Source organism: Coprococcus intestinihominis (genome assembly GCF_040096555.1).
GTDB classification, from domain to species: domain Bacteria; phylum Bacillota; class Clostridia; order Lachnospirales; family Lachnospiraceae; genus Coprococcus_A; species Coprococcus_A intestinihominis.
Window position 1 is genome coordinate 1 of sequence record NZ_JBBMEK010000427.1, and the last position, 1,494, is coordinate 1,494.

The 1,494-nt window shown below is 39.2% G+C and carries 2 protein-coding genes; both read right to left on the reverse strand.

Features of this window, described 5'->3' with window-relative positions; translation table 11 throughout:
- Positions 1-132: 132 nt before the first annotated feature.
- Positions 133-909 (reverse strand): enoyl-CoA hydratase-related protein, encoded by a 777-nt coding sequence (locus tag WMO25_RS17905; protein ID WP_349086570.1) that lies wholly within the window; start codon positions 907-909, stop codon positions 133-135.
- Between the two features lie 224 nt (positions 910-1,133).
- On the reverse strand, positions 1,134-1,494 hold a 361-nt coding region (locus WMO25_RS17910), incomplete at its 5' end, for a hypothetical protein (RefSeq protein WP_349086572.1).

The following is a 1,494-nucleotide window of genomic DNA, read 5'->3' on the forward strand; positions in this document are numbered from 1 at the left end:
TGCGCGATACCTGAACCCATTGTACCTGCGCCAATAACTCCTACTTTCATTGGACTAATACCTCCTGTAACAAATATATAACACACTACGGCTGTGCAGCAGCACAGCCGCTCTAATTATGTACTTAATAAATTAAGCGTTGATGAAGTTTTTCTCTTTACGTTTTGTAAGGAATGCATCCATACCTTCGATCTGGTCATGTGTCTTGAAGCAGCTACCGAACAGTTTCTCTTCAAGTACGATAGCTTCGTCCATAGGAAGATCAAGACCTTCGTTGATAGCTTTCTTACAAGCACGAACAGCGATAGGTGCATTCTTAGCAATCTTATTAGCAAGCTTTTCAGCTGCTGGAAGTAATTCATCCTGTGTATAAACTTCATTTACAAGGCCAACTTCTTTAGCCTTTGCAGCATCGATATTCTTTGTTGAGTAGATGATTTCCTTAGCTAAGCCAGGAGCGATGATACGAGCAAGTCTCTGTGTACCGCCGAAACCAGGTGTAATACCAAGTCCAGCTTCTGGCTGACCGAAGATAGCATTGTCAGAACAGATACGGATATCACAGCTCATGCAGATTTCATTACCGCCGCCTAATGCGAAACCATTAACTGCAGCAATTACTGGAATAGGGAATGTTTCAATCTTTCTGAATACGTCATTACCTTTCTTACCGAAAGCTTCGCCTTCTTCTGGTGTTAATGTGCTCATTTCACCGATATCTGCACCAGCTACGAAAGATTTCTTGCCGGCACCTGTGATGATCAGTGCTCTTATAGCGTTAACATCTACAGCATCAAGAGCTGCATCCAGATCATTCAGAACTTCTGAATTTAAAGCGTTAAGTGCTTTTTCACGGCTGATAGTAAGAATAGCGATATTACCTTTTACTTCATATAATACGGTTGACATTTTTTTAACTCCCTTTCTATGTTGAATTTTTATCTTCATCCCTATTCTACAACACATTTACTAATAAGTAAATAGCTAATCTTTAATTTTACCAAATTTTTTAGATACTTCTTTTAAAAATTCAAATTCTTTGTTTTCATTTTACAGACATTTTACCCATTTACAAATTTCAAAAAGCAGAGGCTCAACCAATCCAAAAGTTAAGTATTTGTCAATTTCTGAGGTTACATCCAATCAAAGTGCCTTTCTTCCAGCATTTCATCGACAAAATCCGGTGCCAGATACGGCATCACATCCTCCTCAGCATACCCTGCTGTCCTCAGATAATCCAGCCACTGCAAATAAGGCACAACCTTAACATTTCCATCCTTTTCATCTGTGCAGGCCTTTGTAAAGCAGATCGCTGTATTCAGATTTTCCTCCATCAGATGCTTTCTGACACAAATAACGGTATCGTATTGATTGTCGATTTTTAACCACAAAATAATCCGATTGTCTGTCATTTTATTATCGAATACGATTTCATTGCCATCCAACAGGGCAATGCTGATTTCTTCTTCTGCCAATGCGTCCATCATCTCAGCT